Source organism: Flavobacterium inviolabile, from assembly GCF_013389455.1.
GTDB classification, from domain to species: Bacteria; Bacteroidota; Bacteroidia; order Flavobacteriales; family Flavobacteriaceae; genus Flavobacterium; species Flavobacterium inviolabile.
Genome location: NZ_CP058278.1, coordinates 1,871,454 through 1,888,903, shown reverse-complemented (window position 1 = coordinate 1,888,903; position 17,450 = coordinate 1,871,454). Strand labels below are relative to the sequence as shown.

General features: G+C 40.5%; 17 protein-coding genes, 1 CRISPR repeat array and 1 riboswitch (1 of these 19 only partly in view). Of the genes, 7 read left to right on the top strand and 10 right to left on the bottom strand.

The genetic code is table 11. The features are described 5' to 3' along the window. Nucleotides 1-4: 4 nt before the first annotated feature. Together HW120_RS08360 and HW120_RS08355 are read right to left on the bottom strand one after the other, a co-directional pair. Complete coding sequence (locus tag HW120_RS08360) at nucleotides 5-1,087, bottom strand: YncE family protein (RefSeq protein WP_177733123.1); 1,083 nt, start codon at nucleotides 1,085-1,087, stop codon at nucleotides 5-7. Nucleotides 1,088-1,092: 5 nt separating this feature from the next. Continuing rightward, nucleotides 1,093-2,919 carry a TonB-dependent receptor plug domain-containing protein gene (locus tag HW120_RS08355; RefSeq protein ID WP_177733121.1) on the bottom strand — a complete coding sequence of 609 codons (1,827 nt, stop codon included), beginning with the start codon at nucleotides 2,917-2,919 and terminating at the stop codon, nucleotides 1,093-1,095. A 32-nt stretch (nucleotides 2,920-2,951) separates the two neighbouring features. Next, a riboswitch (cobalamin riboswitch) is annotated at nucleotides 2,952-3,191 on the bottom strand. A 103-nt stretch (nucleotides 3,192-3,294) separates the two neighbouring features. Between HW120_RS08355 and HW120_RS08350 the strand changes: the two genes are divergently transcribed. Genes HW120_RS08350 through HW120_RS08335 form a run of 4 tightly spaced genes read left to right on the top strand, consistent with a single transcriptional unit; the run spans nucleotide 3,295 to nucleotide 7,094 of the window. Next, nucleotides 3,295-4,440, top strand: a complete 1,146-nt coding sequence (locus HW120_RS08350) for an ABC transporter substrate-binding protein (protein WP_317168420.1) — start codon at nucleotides 3,295-3,297, stop codon at nucleotides 4,438-4,440. A 1-nt stretch (nucleotide 4,441) separates the two neighbouring features. After that, nucleotides 4,442-5,473, top strand: a complete 1,032-nt coding sequence (locus HW120_RS08345) for an iron ABC transporter permease (protein WP_177733119.1) — start codon at nucleotides 4,442-4,444, stop codon at nucleotides 5,471-5,473. A gap of 17 nt (nucleotides 5,474-5,490) precedes the next feature. Then, nucleotides 5,491-6,276, top strand: coding sequence for an ABC transporter ATP-binding protein (locus tag HW120_RS08340; RefSeq protein ID WP_177733117.1), 786 nt, complete (start codon nucleotides 5,491-5,493; stop codon nucleotides 6,274-6,276). Nucleotides 6,277-6,320: 44 nt separating this feature from the next. Then, on the top strand, nucleotides 6,321-7,094 hold the full coding sequence (locus HW120_RS08335; protein ID WP_177733115.1) for a dienelactone hydrolase family protein: 774 nt from the start codon (nucleotides 6,321-6,323) through the stop codon (nucleotides 7,092-7,094). A 49-nt stretch (nucleotides 7,095-7,143) separates the two neighbouring features. Here HW120_RS08335 and HW120_RS08330 read toward each other — a convergent pair whose 3' ends face one another. From HW120_RS08330 to HW120_RS08295, 8 genes are all read right to left on the bottom strand, one after another. Continuing rightward, nucleotides 7,144-7,578, bottom strand: a complete 435-nt coding sequence (locus HW120_RS08330) for a VOC family protein (protein WP_177733113.1) — start codon at nucleotides 7,576-7,578, stop codon at nucleotides 7,144-7,146. A 124-nt stretch (nucleotides 7,579-7,702) separates the two neighbouring features. After that, nucleotides 7,703-8,152, bottom strand: a complete 450-nt coding sequence (locus tag HW120_RS08325) for a tRNA (cytidine(34)-2'-O)-methyltransferase (RefSeq protein WP_177733111.1) — start codon at nucleotides 8,150-8,152, stop codon at nucleotides 7,703-7,705. A 9-nt stretch (nucleotides 8,153-8,161) separates the two neighbouring features. Next, complete coding sequence (locus tag HW120_RS08320) at nucleotides 8,162-8,743, bottom strand: pseudouridine synthase (protein ID WP_177733109.1); 582 nt, start codon at nucleotides 8,741-8,743, stop codon at nucleotides 8,162-8,164. Nucleotides 8,744-8,809: 66 nt separating this feature from the next. Then, nucleotides 8,810-9,706 carry a thiopeptide-type bacteriocin biosynthesis protein gene (locus tag HW120_RS08315; protein ID WP_177733107.1) on the bottom strand — a complete coding sequence of 299 codons (897 nt, stop codon included), beginning with the start codon at nucleotides 9,704-9,706 and terminating at the stop codon, nucleotides 8,810-8,812. Nucleotides 9,707-9,717: 11 nt separating this feature from the next. Further along, nucleotides 9,718-11,943, bottom strand: a complete 2,226-nt coding sequence (locus HW120_RS08310) for a lantibiotic dehydratase family protein (RefSeq protein WP_177733105.1) — start codon at nucleotides 11,941-11,943, stop codon at nucleotides 9,718-9,720. A gap of 14 nt (nucleotides 11,944-11,957) precedes the next feature. Next, nucleotides 11,958-13,175 carry a lanthionine synthetase LanC family protein gene (locus HW120_RS08305; protein WP_177733103.1) on the bottom strand — a complete coding sequence of 406 codons (1,218 nt, stop codon included), beginning with the start codon at nucleotides 13,173-13,175 and terminating at the stop codon, nucleotides 11,958-11,960. Nucleotides 13,176-13,385: 210 nt separating this feature from the next. After that, nucleotides 13,386-13,613: a hypothetical protein gene (locus HW120_RS08300; RefSeq protein WP_177733101.1), complete on the bottom strand. Its 228-nt coding sequence runs from the start codon at nucleotides 13,611-13,613 to the stop codon at nucleotides 13,386-13,388. Between the two features lie 30 nt (nucleotides 13,614-13,643). Then, entirely contained in the window at nucleotides 13,644-13,859 is a 216-nt protein-coding gene (locus HW120_RS08295; RefSeq protein ID WP_177733099.1) for a hypothetical protein, read from the bottom strand. Between the two features lie 218 nt (nucleotides 13,860-14,077). On the opposite strand from HW120_RS08295, the gene HW120_RS08290 reads away from it, so the two are divergent. The 3 genes from HW120_RS08290 (at nucleotide 14,078) to cas2 (ending at nucleotide 15,710) form a co-directional block, all read left to right on the top strand. Then, complete coding sequence (locus HW120_RS08290) at nucleotides 14,078-14,401, top strand: helix-turn-helix domain-containing protein (RefSeq protein WP_246297053.1); 324 nt, start codon at nucleotides 14,078-14,080, stop codon at nucleotides 14,399-14,401. A gap of 104 nt (nucleotides 14,402-14,505) precedes the next feature. After that, the gene (gene cas1, locus HW120_RS08285) at nucleotides 14,506-15,405 is read left to right on the top strand and encodes a type II CRISPR-associated endonuclease Cas1 (RefSeq protein ID WP_177733095.1); all 900 of its coding nucleotides are present in this window, start codon (nucleotides 14,506-14,508) and stop codon (nucleotides 15,403-15,405) included. Further along, the gene (cas2, locus tag HW120_RS08280) at nucleotides 15,381-15,710 is read left to right on the top strand and encodes a CRISPR-associated endonuclease Cas2 (RefSeq protein WP_177733092.1); all 330 of its coding nucleotides are present in this window, start codon (nucleotides 15,381-15,383) and stop codon (nucleotides 15,708-15,710) included. Before cas1 ends, cas2 begins: the two co-directional genes overlap by 25 nt. A gap of 112 nt (nucleotides 15,711-15,822) precedes the next feature. Next, a CRISPR array of direct repeats spans nucleotides 15,823-17,450; the repeat unit is 36 nt; unit sequence AATATCGTGTTTTCTAATCTTTAATCAAACCACAAC (it continues 248 nt past the right edge of the window).

Here is a 17,450-nt window from a genome sequence, read left to right as displayed (position 1 = left end):
TTTTTTAGTTATTAAAATAAAACCCGTTTGGCATTACACCAACTGTATAAGTGTTTAATGCAGCTCCGGTCATCGTGGTTACGAAAACTTTACCATTATCAACATAGTTAAGGGCATCCCCTACATAAATTTTATTGTTATGTGCTGCAAAACCATAAACAGTTGTAGCAGTCGAAGTAAAAGTTGGTGTTGTTGGCAACGTTGCAGTGGCCACATCTTTTTGATACACTCCTTTACCTTTCATATAATAAATAGTTCCGTTTTCGATATCCATAAATCCAGGATGTTCTGTAGCGCCGAAATCAAGTGTTTGTGCAACGGTATTGTTTGCTAAGTTCACTTTTACCAGTTTTCCTCCGGTTTCAGCTCCAGCCCAGCTTGGTTTTCCGGAACATAAAACATACAGGTTATCCTGGCTTACTTCAATTACAGAAGGTACATCGCCAACAGTGATTGTTGTTTGTACCGTGTTTGAAGTACTGTTAATTACCGATATTTTATCGTTAAATCCGTAACCACCTTTGTGTGCTACATATAAATTATTGTTGTAAGTAATAATTTGCTCCGGTCCTTCCACTACAGCAATATTACCGGTAATCTGGTTTGTTGTCAGGTTAAGTACCGCTACATAATCGTCTGTAGCCACACCAGCATCACCCCAGTTGGTTACATATCCTTTTCCGTTAGCAAATGAAATATAACGAGGATTCTGAAGTCCGGTCTGAATCGTCGCTACACTTACAAAAGTATAACGGTTTACTACTTCAATTTTATTGTCTCCGTTTAAAACGATATAAGCGTTATCACCATTGAATCCGATGCTCTGACCAGTATTCCCTAATACTTTTGTAGGGTTCACCACATTGAAGATATTGTTTTGGAATAACGTTGGGTATTGTGCGGAAATAAAAGAAACCTCTGCATTCGGCTGTCCGAAGTTCCCTTCGTTCATTACTAAAATCCCGTTCTCATACGCTCCTTTAGAAACCGGTGCCGGATTTTCTTTATAAATAATCTCTTCATCTGTACAAGAGGCAAAAAAGACTGCCGATAGAAGACTTAGTCCAAGTAGTTTGTTGATTTTCATTTTTATTAAAAAATTAAAGTTAGGGTAATGTTATAATTTCTGCCAGGCATTAATCGGCTGACTACGCTTTCATATTTTTCATTGGTCAGGTTACGAACCTGGGCTCCCAAACGGTATTGGCTTTTTTTACCGATACTGTAATCGATTCCGAAATTGGAAACCAGGTAATCCTTTACCATATATTTAGGATCATTGTCCGATAAGGTAAACACCTCACCGTTGTACAGCGTCTGATAATAGGCTGCCATGTTTTTATAGCTATAGGAAACCGCACCGGTTAGTTTGTGATACGGTACGTAAATCAGTTGTTTTTTGGTTGTTTCGTCTTCCGAAACGGTATAGGCATAGGTACCTTTTAATCCCAGTTCATGAGCGCCCATTTTTTTGGTATAATCCAGCAAAACTTCCGCTCCGTAGGATTGCACTTTGTCGGTATTCACCGGAGCCCAATATCCTTCACTTGTAGGCAGCCAGCGCAGCATGTCCTTAATTTTCATATAATAAGCCGTAGCCGTTAGTTTTAAACCGTTAAAGGTAAACTCCTGACCAAAATCGGCCTGATAAGCACTTTCCGGACGCAGGTTCAGGTTTCCTCCCGGTTTCCAGTACAAATCATTAAAGGTGGGTATCCGGAAATTGTGGGAACCGTTTAATTTTAGCTTATACCATTTTGTGACGGCATAAGTGGCACCGGCAGAGAATAAAAACGGGCTCTGATAAGCATCCGTGATTTCTTTTCTTCCGCTTATTTCATACGTGAACGAATCGGATACCTGGTGTTTGAACAACAAAACTCCCGAACCGATTTTCCGGGTGGCTTCGCCAATTCCTTCACCTTCACCCTCGTTTATCGTATAATCGAAAATTGCATTCAGTTTCATGTTTTTGGAAATCGAATACACTACATCATACTTTCCGATAAACGTCTTGACCTCACCAAAAGAAAAATTATCATTTTCAATATTGTCATAATACTGGTAACGCTCTTTTAAAATTGCCGCTTTAACATTAGAGGTAAAAGCCCCGGAATAATTGGTCCAGACCAATAAATTACGGGTATTGTAGTTGCGGTACTTTGTTTTGATGGCATTCGCCGATGTCAATGCAAAATGGCGCTCGTCTTCATAAAACTGGCTGTATAGTTTAAGAACGTTCTTCGCATTTATTTTATAGCCGATATTCGCATTAACGGTGGTATTGAAATACTGCCCATTGGTATTTTTTTCATCAGTACCCACAAACGGATAATCGTTATCCGAACTGTTACGGCTAAAACTGATCTGGGTATTCCATTTTTCAGAACCGGCATTCAGGCGGTATTGTGTGTTGATCGTATTAAAACTTCCGTAACCCAGGTACAACTCGTTTCTGAACTGGTCTTTAAACTGAAACTCATTGTTCAGGTGGACGGTTCCGCCAATCGCTCCGCTGCCGTAAATCACACTTCCCCCACCCGATTTTACCGAAATGGAGTTGAAATCACGGGTCGTAACCGTATTGAAATCCGTTTGCCCGAGCAATTGTGAATTGATGTTGATCCCGTTCCACAAAACAGCGGTTTGCTGTGCCGTAGTACCTCTGAAGGAAGCAGAAGAAACCATACCGTATCCGTTTTCCTTAAAATAGATCACCGAATTGTAATTTAACAATGACGTCAGTGCGGGCTGATTTTGGTGAATAATGGAGTCATTCAGCTGCAATACCGTTTGGGAAACCGTATTGTCACGCAGTTGAACATCGGATACTACTACTTCATTTAATTTAATAGTATCGTTTTGGGCGAACAAACACTGGCCCAAAAAAAGAAAAGCAAAAAGTAATTTTAATTTCATAGTCTTAATAAGCCTTTTTTCCCGAAAGCTTTTAATGATTAATTACTATGGCAGGTCTCCTGGCTTGCGTCCTGTTATTCACCTTCCCGCAATCGTTACAATTGCAGTGGTTGAAGCATAATAACAGGCATTTCTATATTAAAGAAACAAAGCTCACAGTTGCGGGTACAGCTCAAGATTAAAACACCGGAAAAATTTCCCCGTGAACACTTGATTCCCTTTTAATATACTCAGTAAACTACTTAAGTATAACCACAATACAACGCAAAGATACTCGTAAGATTGAAATTATCTAATCCGAATTCGATTTTTTTTACATATATGACAAAAATACAATGAAAATAAATTTAATTTTGCAGAAACCGCAACTATCAAATGATGAGAAAAATAGCACTTTTATTACTGCTTTCGGCTATGGTATTTACAACCGTGAGCTGTAAAAAAGAAACGGAAAAAACTGCCGTAAATACTACCCCAGGTGAGAATACCATCAAACATGCCAAAGGACTTTCCATTTACAACTACGACGGTTACAGTGTTGTAAAAGTGACGAATCCGTGGCCGGAAGCCAAAGAAGGTTTTACCTATATTCTACAGGAAAAAAACGGCAAGGTTCCGGATAGCCTGCAAAAATATACAACCATTTCAGTTCCCGTTCAATCGGTTGTGGTAACTTCCACCACTCACGTTCCTTCACTGGAATTGCTTGGTGTGGAAAGCAAATTAGTCGGTTTCCCGAATACCGATTATATCTCTTCCGAAAAAACCAGAGCGCTGATAGAGGCTAAAAAAGTAAAAGAAGTTGGCAAAAACGAAAACCTCAACACCGAAGTACTGATCGATCTGGCTCCGGAAGTGATCGTAGGTTTCAGCATTGACAACAACAATAAAACCTACGCTACTCTTGAAAAAGCGGGACTAAAAATAGTGTATAACGGCGACTGGACAGAACAGACACCGCTTGGAAAAGCCGAATGGATCAAATTTTTCGGGGCTTTATTCGGCAAAAAGAAAGAAGCCGATGCTCTTTTCAGCTCCATTGAACAGAATTATACCAAAACACTGGCAATAGCCCAAAACACCACAAAAAAGCCAACCGTTTTTAGCGGTGCGATGTATCAGGACACCTGGTATCTGCCGCAAGGCGACAGTTGGGCTGCCCTCTTTTTAAAAGACGCCAATGCCGATTATTTATGGAAAGACAGCAAAGGAACCGGCAGCATATCCCTTTCGTTTGAAGCCGTTTTTGATAAAGCCCAAAAAGCCGATTTCTGGATCGGTCCCGGACAGTTTACTTCCATACAGGAAATGCTGGCGGTAAATCCGCATTACGGACAATTTGATGCCGTAAAGAATAAAAACGTATATTCATTTGCGGTAAAGAAAGGTAAAAAAGGCGGTATTATTTATTTTGAACTGGCACCAACCCGACCGGATCTGGTTCTTAAAGACATGATCCGCATACTCCATCCTGAAGCTTTACCGGATTATCAATTACACTTTTTTCAAAAATTAGAATAAGTTGACAACAAATAACCGAAACAGTATTCTTTTTATCCTGCTGGGCATAAGCCTGGTGTTGCTGTTTTTTATCAATATCAGTACCGGTTCCATTGCGATTCCTTTAAAAGAAATTGTCAATAGCCTTACCGGGAATCCCGTTAGCAAAACCTCATGGGATTATATTATTAGCAGTTACCGACTGCCCAAAGCCATTACGGCTATACTCGCCGGAATGGGACTGTCTGCCAGCGGTTTGCTCATGCAAACTTTGTTCCGCAACCCGTTAGCCGGACCGGATGTTTTAGGCGTCAGTTCGGGTGCCAGCCTGGGTGTAGCCCTGGTGATATTAGGCGCTGCATTTTTACCGCCTTTTTTAAGGGAAATTGCCGTATCGCCTTATAGTATCGTATTCGCTTCCACTTTAGGCAGCCTGGCGGTGCTTCTGGCTGTACTCTTAGTATCCCGGTATTTGCGCGATACCATGGGGATTTTAATCGTCGGCCTGATGTTTAGCAGCTTTACCGGTGCCATTGTGGGCGTACTAACCTATTTCAGTACGGCCGAACAGTTACAGAAATTCACTTTCTGGTCTTTGGGAAGCTTAGGAAACCTGTCATGGACTTCCATTATCATCCTTTTAATAACGGTTCTTATAGGTTTACTGCTCAGCCTTGGCAGTATTAAAGCTTTAAATGCCTTATTGCTGGGAGAAAATTATGCCCGGAGCCTGGGACTGAATTTTAAAAAAGCCCGGCTTATCATTATCCTTGCCACCAGTTTACTCTCCGGAAGTATTACAGCCTTTGCCGGACCAATTGCCTTTATCGGCCTGACCGTTCCGCACATCGCAAAACTGTTGTTCCAAACCAGTAATCATGCTGTTTTGTTTTGGGCAACGCTGCTTTTAGGAGCTTCCATCATGCTGTTGTGCGATTGTATTTCGCAGCTGCCAGGAAGCGACATGACCTTACCGATAAATGCAATTACTTCTATTATCGGAGCTCCGATAGTAATATGGCTGCTGCTTCGAAAACGAAAAATGATGAATTAACGGTGTAAAAGATAGCCATGAGTACAACGAACGACATATTAGTTACTACCGATCTGAGTATTGGTTATAAGACCAAAACTTCGGTAACGGTCATTGCCGAAAGCTTAAACCTGAACTTACAGGCAGGCAAATTAGTCACGCTTATCGGTGCTAACGGTATTGGAAAATCGACCCTGTTACGAACCATTACCGGCATACAGGCACCGCTGAAAGGTGCGGTTTTACTGAACAATAAAAAAGTTACGGCCTATCAGCCTACGGAGCTTGCCCAAAACCTGAGCATTGTTCTTACCGAAAAACTGCCGCCAAGCAATCTTACCGTTTTCGAATTGGTCGCTTTAGGCCGCCAGCCCTATACTAACTGGATCGGAACATTGTCTGACGAAGATATTGCAAAAGTGAATACCGCTCTGGAGCTGACGCAAATTACCGCTCTGGCCAATAAAAGGCATTATGAAATCAGCGACGGCCAATTGCAGAAAGTTTTGGTTGCGCGCGCTCTTGCCCAGGATACGCCGCTGATCATTCTGGATGAACCCACAACCCATCTGGATTTGCTGCACAAAGTGGCTTTATTCAAACTGCTGCGAAAACTCACGCATGAAACCGGAAAGTGTATTCTTTTTTCAACACATGATATCGATCTTGCCATACAGCTGAGTGATGAAATGATTATCATGACACCGGAACACATCACCCAGGACCAACCCTGCAACCACATTGCAAACGGTTTGTTCGACACGTTGTTTAAAGATGAAAATATCTTTTTTGATAAAGAAAAAGGGAAATTTATTATCCGTTAAATTCCAAAGGTTTCGTAATTTTAAGCTTGTTTAAAAAACATGCTATGAACTGGAAAACCTCAACCGCTTCTGTTGTGCTTATCTTAACAACCATTGCAACACAAGCACAGCTAAAAACCGTCGATTATTCAGATGGAAATCAAAAACTACAGGGGCTGTCTGCCACTCCTAAAAAGGCAAAAGCCAACAAAGCCGGTGTCTTGATTTTACCGGCCTGGATGGGCATAGACAACAACGCCAAAGAAAGTGCCGTTACGCTGGAACAACAGGGTTATTATGCTTTTGTTGCCGATATTTACGGCGTGGGGAATAAACCTGAAAATGCAAAACAGGCAGGTGAACGTGCCGGATTTTACAAAAATAATTATTCCGAATACCAGAAGCGCATTCGTCTGGCTTTGGAACAACTGGTAAAACAAGGAGCAAATCCGAATGAAATTGCGGTAATCGGCTATTGCTTCGGCGGTACGGGAGTACTTGAAGCAGCACGGGCCAATTTTCCGGTAAAGGGCGTTGTTTCTTTTCACGGCGGCCTGGGCAAAGATGCTTCCCGAAAAACAGAACCGATTACGCCTAAAGTACTGGTACTTCACGGTGCCGATGATCCGTATGTTTCCGAGAACGAGATCAAAGCTTTTCAAAAGGAAATGCGCGATGCCAAAGCCGACTGGCAAATGGTGTATTATGCCAATTCCGTTCACGGCTTTACCCATAAAGATGCCGGAACCGACAACAGCAAAGGCGTTGCCTACAATGAAAAAGCGGCACAACGCTCCTGGAAAGCCATGCTGGACTTTTTTGATGAGATCTTTAAATAAAAAAAGCCAGTGCAATTGCACTGGCTTTTATATTTTTTCGCTGTATTATTTATTCTGCTTGTTCGTAATCGTAATTGACCATCCAGTGAATTCCGAATTTATCTACAAACATACCAAAAAATGCTCCCCAGAATGTTTTGTCCAAAGGCATTGTTATTTTTCCTCCTGCTGAAAGTCCGTTAAAAAGACGCGTCGCTTCTTCTTCGGAATCAGTATTGATGGAAATAGCGATATTGTCACCCATAGTGGTGGCTTTTCCAAAAGCTTCGGAAGAATCACTTCCCATTAACATGCTTCCGCCGCCAATTGGCAGACATATATGCATGATTTTTTCTTTTTCAGCATCCGGAAGCGGATATTCTCCGGGCGGCATATCTTTATATTTCCCTTTATACGGAAATTCTCCTCCAAATACGGATTGATAAAAATCAAAGGCCGCTTCACACGTACCGTTGAATGTCAGATAAGGATTTACATTTGCCATAATTTGTTTGTTTTTGTTTGTTTGGTTCATTTTTGCAATACCAAATGTAACCAATGTTCAAATCTTTTAGCAAAAATTATTGTTGTTTTTTAAACAATTATGACAAATATCCGGTTATTCCGTATTATTTTCGCAATTGTCTTTTTGCTTCGCCAACAGCGAAAGCTACCGAATTGGCCAGGTTATAGCTTCTTACCAATGGCGAAATCGGAATAGTCAGTTGCTTTTCAAAAAGTGCCAGCACTTCTTTACTGAGTCCTACGCTCTCTTTTCCGAAAACCAGCCAGTCACCATCCTGAAATTCGGCATCCAGATACGAAACAGTGCTATGGGAACTAAACAGAAAAACGCGGGATAAATCGGGAACAGCCGCTTTCCATTCGTCAACCGACTGGTATTCGAACCAGTCAAGATGTACCCAGTAATCCAATCCGGAACGTTTGAGGTTCTTATCGGTAATTTCAAATCCGAACGGATGGATTAAATGCAGCCGGCTTCCGGTGCCCACACACAAACGACCTATATTGCCCGTATTGTTCGGGATTTCAGGTTCTACTAAAACAATATTTAACATAACGGTATTTTATAATGCCCCGGGTAGCGAAAAGTGTTCTACTTCCCGCACCGCACCGGCTTTAAGATTTTGCAAAGATATAGTTCCTACCCTAACGCGGACCAACCGCAGGGTGGGAAATCCTACAGCTGCTGTCATTTTGCGCACCTGCCGGAATTTGCCTTCGGTTAAGGTAATGGATAGCCAGCTTGTAGGGCCATGGCGTTCATCCCGGATTCGTCTTCCTTCACCTATATAATCGGGTAATTCATTTAGAATGCCGGCTTCACAGTGTTTTGTCGTGTAGCGGATGCCTTTAAAGCCTATTTCAACGCCGGTTTGCAACCGGGCAATAGCTTCCGCCGTAATCACACCGTCCACCTGGGCGTAGTATTCTTTTTCCACGGTTTTACTGCGCACAATTTCACTCATCATACCATCGGTAGTGAGCAAAAGCAATCCTTCCGAATCTTCATCCAGCCTTCCGATAGCCATGGTTCCTTCCGGAAAATCATAAAGTTCCCCCAGTAGTTTTTTATGTCTTTTCTTTTCATAAATAAACTGACTTAAATAACCATGCGGTTTGTGGATCAGAAAGTGGCGGTGCTGCATAACAATTAATTTGCGGCAAAAATACACTTTTTTGGCTGGTGCCGGTTACTGCAATCCGGAGGAATGCTATACCGGTGCAGCCGCTTCCTTTTGGAGCTGCTGTTTTTTGGCAATTGCCATTTCAGTGGTATAGTAGCTGCAAAGCAGGTCATAGATGATCATTTCACATTGGCGGTTATTGGACGGGAACAAACGGTTCATGTTCATGTGGATATAACTGCCCAGCAAATCATTCAGCGTTTTACCGCTGTGGTGTATTTTTTCCCGAATGGCTACTACCGGTTCTGCTAATCGGGTATTCCTTTCCGTTAACAGCTGTTTTAGTGCGCCGGTTTCGGTTTTCATAAAAGCAGCAATCTCATTTTTGTGTTCCCTGTATTTGGCGCTCAAGCCTTTTTTAGTAGGCGTATCCACTTTAAACTCTTTAAAAAAACCTTCTCTCAGGCTTTCCATTACTGCCCGTTTTTCATGGATCGGATAACCGAAAGTATCTAAAAAAGTATCAATGGAAGCCATTCCGAAAATCCACCTGGTATTTTCACTTTCCGGTTCTTCCAAAACAGTTAAAACGGCCGTGATACAATGGCTGTCGTGAAAAAAAATTGTTTCGGCTTCCGTTATCAGCGTAGCTCCGTAACGTTTCATCTCCCTGCTGTAGGTATCCGTCTGCAGTTTCCAGATGCTGTTCTGTTCCCATAAATTGCGCAGGCATTCCTGAAAGGCAAGCATTACTTTTCCCAGCTGTTCCGTATTGACCAAATGCACCCGCAGCCGAATGTGATGGTCCGGATCGGTATAGCGGATAAAAAACCATTTATCGAGTATTCCTTCCTCCTGCAAACCGGTAATGACCGCATGAAGATGATGGGTCAGAATAGTGTCGGTCGTGGAAAAGCCGGTATATATTTTATAGTACAGCCATTCGTCACCAATAAGAAATGATTGTTTTATAGTCGTATCCATATTCACTTCTTTTAATTTAATTCTTTATAAAATGAAAAGACCACCTCGTTTGCAAAATAGTCCTCTTTACTGCCTCTGGTCACGGCATCTTCAAAAAACAGGAATTCTTCTATTTCAAAAACGTTTCTTTTCGCTACTGCCGTGGCAAGCATCTGAAAAGAGGTCAGGTTTTCAAAATTGATCAGCAGCTTGTTGTCGCCTTCCACCAAAATGGCATATTGCGGAATATTCCTTTCATTGCGCCATTCGGTAATGGTACCGATCTCCGATACCGCATCGATGGCTAACAGTTTTTCCACTTCTTTATGGGTTATTTTCCATTTGGCTCTGGAAAGGATGATGTTTTCATATTCGACCCTTGGCAGAAAAGGATATTCATCACGCAGTCCTCCCCAGGTAAAGTACAAACCGCCTCTTTTTCCCTGCGCCTGTAAATCACACAAAAAGTGATAAATAGGCAAGGCGTTATGGGAGTAATTATGGGCGTTGGTTAAACGGGGAATGATTTCTTTATTGTGTTTCAGCGAACGGAGTACAACAGTGTTATCCCTTATGGAAACAACCAGATCTTCAATCGGGAGCTGATGGTCTGCCGTTTTTCCGGAAGAAGCCAGATACGGTATTTCAAATTTCCGGAAGGCAGGGCGCATCAGCACATTCCCTACTCTGTTTTCCGGAAGGTGTATGATTTCGGGCAGTAATTTATCGCTGTTTAGCGCCTCTTCTTTTTCGATGATTGTTTTGGCATATTCATGAAGCTCCTGATCGCCCAGACAGAACCTGCCGAACAAATTGGCCGCACCGGAACCACCAACCGTTTTAATGACAATTTTCTGTTCGTCACCACTGGTTACAATTTCTGTCATGGACGAAATCGTATCCGGTAAATCGTCCCATATTGGCTCAAAGCTGCTAAAATCTTCATCCTGTAGCTGAATGGTATATTCTTTATTGGCTTGAGCCGTTCTCATTTTACCAAAAAGAATACTGTCTACTGCCGACCATTTCATTTCCCGCTGCCGGTTGGTCTGCTGGCCGGAAGGAATGTATATTTTGTTTAACAACGGATTCAGGTTGCCTTTATAGCTGTTTACCGGATAGCCGATACCGAGTTCGTTATCAAGTGCCAAAGCAAGCGGCACCTCCCGGTCTTCATAGCGTTCCTGAAATTTGTCTATAAATTTTTGCAGCTGCAGATTGGGCATGCGCGAGGTCATTCTGTTTAACAGCGCAATTCCTTTTTGAAGCTGTGCAGTAGTGGCTTCTCCCAGTGTGTTATGGCTGGTATTGAGAATCATGTCGGTTTGAAAGATGTATTTTTCATCAAACGGAATGTCAAATTTTTTCAGTATTGCCAGCAGCGCTTCATATTCCTTCGGATCATTTCCAATGGAATGATCCAGTGCCGCTATTTTTTGTGCCGTTTCTTCCAGAATGGCAATAAGGTTTTCCGTGTCCTTTAGTCTTTTTAACGTTTTGATGGTCTGCCGGATGAATTCTTCGCCGGAAACGGAAAGTTCCATTTCACTAACCAGGATCTGATTGTCAATTAAGTCATCTACAAATCCGGCTGCTTCCTCCACAGTGATGTCTTCTTTTGCCAGCAACTTTACCAATGCCGCTTTATCGGCACCGTTTTTGGCCAGTTGCAGGCAGTCGTTCAGGTAATCGGAGGTTTCTATTTCGATAAGATGATGCGAACGATTTGTATTCTGGTAGATACATTCCACATAACGGATGTTATTCCCAATAAAATAAAGGCTCGAATTGGGATAATACTGCAGCTGTTCCCGAATATTCTTATTCGCGGTAAGGGATTGGTTTAAAGCTCCTACAAAATTCATATCCAGCCTTGTATGACGCTTGTTTTTAGAGAAATCACTGTTTTCAATACGGGTATTTTCTGTAATACTTCCCAGTTTACAACCGGCAAAAAGTCCGAAAGGTGTCGGACGGAATGCCATCCGGGTTAAATATTTCAGGAAGGAAAGCTTTATTTTTTTGCATTCTTTAGGGTCTTCTACTTTTCCTTCCGTCCATTTTTCAATTTCCTTATAGAGTACCGGCGATGCCAGGAAGATGGCTTCCCGGACTACCGGATCCCGGAACTGCTGCTGTATTGTTTCGTCAGGAGTATCTGCCTGCCGGGTGAGTTCCATCAGGAAATTGACCGGCATTAACGGTGTTCTCAAAACATATTTATCAAACCTGTTATAGCGTATGTTCTTCTTTTTCATAATGGTGTTATCGCTTAATACCTTAAGAATAGTGTTTTGTCCAATAAGGTTGTTCCTCCGGTTCTAAGATTGGCCAGATAGGCCGCTGCCACACCGGAAATTCCTTCCAGCAGTGTAACATCAATCTCATTTTTCCGGCTTCCTTCAAATAGTCTGTAGGCAACCACATCATAGGTTGCCGTGCTGTTTTTATAAGCATGCGTTTGTTGCAGCCAGTATTGGGCTGTTTCCAGAAATTCAGGTTCTTTCGTCAGCTGGTATATGTTTTGAAACATAATGGACAGTCCGCTGGTGCCATGGCAAAATCCGGCATCGTTGTGCATTGTGTTTTCTTTGGTTCTTCGTTGGGCTGTTTGCTTCAATTGTCCGATTATTTCCAATTTTAAATCCGGCATTTCCATAATATCGGCTGCAAACAATTGGGTATATAAGATGCCTAAATCGCCGTAACACCAGGCCATTCGGGATGTTTCGGGCGCGTAGGTTTTATCGAGATAGTTTTCTTCCGGTATGTGTACCGGAAAATACGATTGTATCGCATTGTGGTCCTGGATGTTGTTTTTGTAAAAATTAAGGCTGGCTTCGAGCAGCTCTTTACAGGCATCGGCTTTAATGTTGTGGTAAATGCATTTTCCCAGAAAATATTGTACTCCGGCGTTGCCGTGTGCCAGTCCGAAATCAATTTTGTATTTCCGGGTTTTATAGTGATCGAATGTTTTCCAATAACACTGATCGCCTTCTCTTTGGGCTATCCCCGCAAGTCTGTCGATCAATGCTTCAACCTGTTGTTTTTTGCCCGTTTCTATAAAATACAAGCCAAGTCCCATCGCACCGTGAAGGATGTCGATATCTTCTTCTTCGAGGTTTATTTCAAAATGTTCGTCAAGGATTTCATCAATTTCAGCGAGTACCTCACTGTAGTCGCCTTCCAGGATCTGTTCTTCTTTGAGCAGGTGCAGCAGATAGGCATATCCGGCAAGACCACCGCAAAATGACGGATAGAAGGCTTCACTTTCGGAAAGGATATCGTAGGTTTTGGCGATATATTGCCGAATGATATCCGGATCAACCAGTTCCGGGAATTTTTTACGGATGTTTACCAATGTTATGATAACACCTGACAAACCGGAATGCAATGCAATATTGGCGGCTTTTTCTTCTTTAAAAACCTGTTCCGGATTTTGTAAGTAGTCGGTAATTTCTTTTAGTTCTTTATAGCCTTCCAGTTCCATAGTGGTGTTGTGAGATTATTTATTTAAATACAAAACCGTTGAAGAACAGCAACTCTTCAACGGTTTAAAATAGCGTTCATTATGAAGTAATTGTATTTTTAACCGGTTTGGACAGAAGAGAACAATCTTCTCTTTTGGTTCAACACCTGTACTGCGATCTTTAAAAGATTATAGTAAAATACATTACTGCTATTTTATTTTGTCTGTTTACTACATCTCTTCAAGAGTAGTTGTAGGGCACACTAAATGTGTTACACAAGCCACTTTAATACTTGGGCACTCTAATCTGGTAACAGGTACACCACAAGGCTGTTCTGTCCATCTTATCTCTGTTGCAAAGCTCGCACAGGTTTCGTTTGTTCCTCCACCCTGAATGTTTGCTTTTTCTTTATCCGTTAATACGGAAACCACTTTCTTTTTTAGGTTTAATCGTTTCATTGTATAATAGTTTGATTGGTTACGGTAGTTTTAAGGCACGAATATCGGATCGCTGGTTGGCGGTGTGATCCCGTCATTCGGACATCTTTTTGTTGGCGGCGGCGGTACTACACAAGGGTCTTCGGTCCATCTTATTTCTGTTGCAAAGCTGGCACAGGTTACGTTTGTTCCACCACCCTGGATGGTTGCTTTTTCTTTATCCGTTAATACGGAAACAATTTTTTTCTTAAGATTAAGTTTCTTCATAATGGTACATTTTGAATAATTATTATTGTTCTAATTTGTGTTTCCTTTTCTGAAATAAGCCTTAATAATTCCAAATTTAACGACTTAAAAAGCACTCTCTTATGCGATTTAAGGGTAATTCTACCCTTTTTTTATAAGATAACCTTTATTTTTTTTATTTTTAGAAGCAGAAAACAACAGTATACATGAACAGAACAGTCGGGGAAAAAATTCGCCATATGAGAAAATTAAAAGGCTTTTCGCAGGAAGAAGTAGCCGAAAAACTCAGTATATCGCAATCTGCCTATGCCCGTATTGAAAATGGTGAAAGTCAGTCGTGGGCTTCCCATATCGAACAGTTGAGTTTGATTTTTGAAGTGAAACCCAAAAGCTTTTTAGCCAAACAGAAAAACGGAACCGATCCTAAAAAAAGAAAAGATAAGGAGATTATCCTGGATAGTATTAAAGCCTTGAATGACGTTTATAAAAAACTGATCGAGCAGTATGAAAAACGGCTGCAGGAAAAAGATGAACTGATTGCTTTGCTGAAGAAAGAACGGTAATCGGTTTAATACATTGCCCAACAAACAGGGTACGGTTTTCCGTAATGCTTTTTCGTTTTTTTTAGCTCTTTTTATAAGGTATTGCACCTTAAAAAATTAAAGCTATGATTAAACGTACCGTTCTTGTAGAAAACAAAACCCGTATTACTACAAAAAATCTCCAGCTGGTTTTACAATCCGAGATCCGGGAAAGTTTTATTCCTGTTGAAGATATCGGTTTTCTTGTTATTGATAATCCCGAGGTTTATTTAAGCATTCCTGCCATGAACCTGCTTATCGAAAATAATACTGCGATTATTGTTTGCGGCAAAAGTCATCTGCCCAACGGGATGTTTCTGAATCTTAACAGCCATCATATCCAACAGGAAATATTCCGAAACCAGATTGAGGCTTCTTTACCGCTAAAAAAGCAATTATGGCAGCAAACCGTTGTCGAGAAAATTAAGAATCAGGGATTACTTCTGGAAAAAATCACCAGGCAAAAAAATACGTTTCCGTTTTTGGCCGGTAAGGTACTCAGCGGCGATTCCAGCAATATGGAAGGTGTCGCAGCATCGCAATACTGGAAGTCCTTTTTTGAGCACAGTTTTAAAAGGGAACGTTTTGGCGAATATCCGAATAACTTTTTTAACTACGGCTACGCCATATTAAGAGCCGCTACTGCCAGGGCTTTATCCGGAAGCGGCCTGCTGAACACTTTGGGCATTCATCATAAAAGCAAATACAATGCTTTTGCACTTGCCGATGATATCATGGAGCCTTTTCGCCCGGCTGTAGATGAGCTGGTTTATCAAGTCATACAGCAATATGATGAAGAGGAATTAAATACGCTAATAAAGTCGGAACTCCTGCAGGTGTTAACCCGAACGGTTTATTTTAAAGAGGAAAAAAGTCCGCTGATGGTGGGTTTGCAAAAAACGGCAAGTTCACTGCAGCAATGTTTTACAGGAAGCCGCAAAAAGATCAAATATCCTTCGTTATGGAACTTAACGGATACCGAGTAATGTGGCTGTTTGTATTTTTTGATTTACCAACTGATACCAGAAAAGACCGGAAAAATGCTTCCGGTTTTCGAAACAGCCTGTTAAAGGACGGTTTTTCGATGATGCAGTATTCTGTTTACATACGGCATTGTGCAAGTAGTGAAAGTGCTGATGTTCATGAAAAACGGATTTATAAGCTGCTGCCGCCTTTAGGAAAAGTGAGTGTTTTAAGGATCACCGACAAACAGTTTGGAAATATCATTAATTTCTGGGGTAAAGCAGAAGTCCCCAAAGCGCCGCAACCCACACAACTGGAATTGTTTTAACCTTAGAAATAAAAAAATGCTTCAAGCTTAGCTTATCACTCTAAAAAAGAAGCATTTTTTATCACGATATTTACTTTTAAACACTTAATAATCAGAAGCTAAAAACGCAACTAATATCGTGTTTTCTAATCTTTAATCAAACCACAACTCCAGCATTTTTGCTGTCAGTGGCATTCCGAATATCGTGTTTTCTAATCTTTAATCAAACCACAACTATTCGAGCGTCTAGGTTTAGAGTGGCAAAATATCGTGTTTTCTAATCTTTAATCAAACCACAACCTTCCGAGAATGCTACTGGTGATATACCAAATATCGTGTTTTCTAATCTTTAATCAAACCACAACCTTCTTTTTTAGCTTTTTTTGCTCGTTCGAATATCGTGTTTTCTAATCTTTAATCAAACCACAACTACTAACCGTCACACCATTATATAATGGTGAATATCGTGTTTTCTAATCTTTAATCAAACCACAACTCACACTTGTTGTTTCTGTAGCTTGTGCTAAATATCGTGTTTTCTAATCTTTAATCAAACCACAACTTCGTACTGTTTTTATCTTTCCGTCCCCTGAATATCGTGTTTTCTAATCTTTAATCAAACCACAACTAGTTTTTATACGCATCGAAGTATGCTAGTAATATCGTGTTTTCTAATCTTTAATCAAACCACAACATGTCGTTACCTAGTATTTTACTTCCTATGAATATCGTGTTTTCTAATCTTTAATCAAACCACAACCCCTTGAATATATACAATCCAACACTACTGAATATCGTGTTTTCTAATCTTTAATCAAACCACAACATTTCACGCATTTTCTGCACGAAAGGTTGAAATATCGTGTTTTCTAATCTTTAATCAAACCACAACATAATTCAGGGTCTGGTAACGTCTGACCTGAATATCGTGTTTTCTAATCTTTAATCAAACCACAACTACTTCAGAATATATGTTAACGAACCATCTAATATCGTGTTTTCTAATCTTTAATCAAACCACAACCTTATCTTATAGTCATATTGTGTTTCGAGGAATATCGTGTTTTCTAATCTTTAATCAAACCACAACTATTTTAAGATATATGTTAACGAACCATCTAATATCGTGTTTTCTAATCTTTAATCAAACCACAACGCAATTCCTTGCACTTTGCTGGCTGCTTCTAATATCGTGTTTTCTAATCTTTAATCAAACCACAACCCGTGTCCGTGATCTTTAGTAATAAAGATAATATCGTGTTTTCTAATCTTTAATCAAACCACAACAAAGATTTTTGGCAAAATGAAAGCAGCGTTAATATCGTGTTTTCTAATCTTTAATCAAACCACAACCTAAAACATCTTTAATTACCATTTCAATTAATATCGTGTTTTCTAATCTTTAATCAAACCACAACCATGATGTAATGAACTGTTAATTATTATACAATATCGTGTTTTCTAATCTTTAATCAAACCACAACATGTGAATTAGATATAGTTGTATTAGCGCAATATCGTGTTTTCTAATCTTTAATCAAACCACAACTTGTATGACCATATATACTTGTTTAATAAGAATATCGTGTTTTCTAATCTTTAATCAAACCACAACTATAGTCGATGTTAAAAAAGATGTTCAACAATATCGTGTTTTCTAATCTTTAATCAAACCACAACTAATCATTATAGTCGTGTTGAAATCTCGGCAATATCGTGTTTTCTAATCTTTAATCAAACCACAACGCCGTAGTTGATATC